The sequence below is a fragment of the Halalkalibacter lacteus genome, assembly GCF_036663595.1.
Classification (GTDB): domain Bacteria; phylum Bacillota; class Bacilli; order Bacillales; family Bacillaceae_D; genus Halalkalibacter; species Halalkalibacter lacteus.
The window spans coordinates 1-477 of the sequence record NZ_JAWRVL010000102.1; the positions used below are offsets into that span (position 1 = coordinate 1).

The following is a 477-nucleotide window of genomic DNA, read 5'->3' on the forward strand; positions in this document are numbered from 1 at the left end:
CAATGGACTGAAAATCCATGTGTCGGCGGTTCGATTCCGTCCTGAGCCACCATTATTTTAAGAGCCATTAGCTCAGTTGGTAGAGCATCTGACTTTTAATCAGAGGGTCGAAGGTTCAAATCCTTCATGGCTCACCATTTAAGATGTTTTTGTAAAAACATCAATTATATGCGGATGTGTGGAATTGTCCCGCACCAAATAAAGAAATTAATATTTCATAAAACACTTGCGCAGAACTTTGCATCATGGTACAGTATTGAATGTCGCAGAAGACGACTGGTCGTTTCATAAGCAACTCACAAAAAAACTTTTAAAAAGTTATTGCGTAGAATTGTTTAGTGTGTTACGATAGTGAATGTCGCTAACGAGTGACGGTTGTTGCTGAAAAGTAGCAACAACGTAGTTCTTTGAAAACTGAACAAAAGCCAAGCGAAATAGAGATAGTTTTGTTGGTGTTTATCAACGAAACCACAATCT

General features: G+C 38.2%; 1 tRNA gene. It reads left to right on the forward strand.

From position 1 onward, the window contains the following. Positions 1-61: 61 nt before the first annotated feature. Positions 62-137, forward strand: a tRNA-Lys gene (locus SAZ04_RS21665). The last annotated feature ends 340 nt before the right edge of the window (positions 138-477 follow it).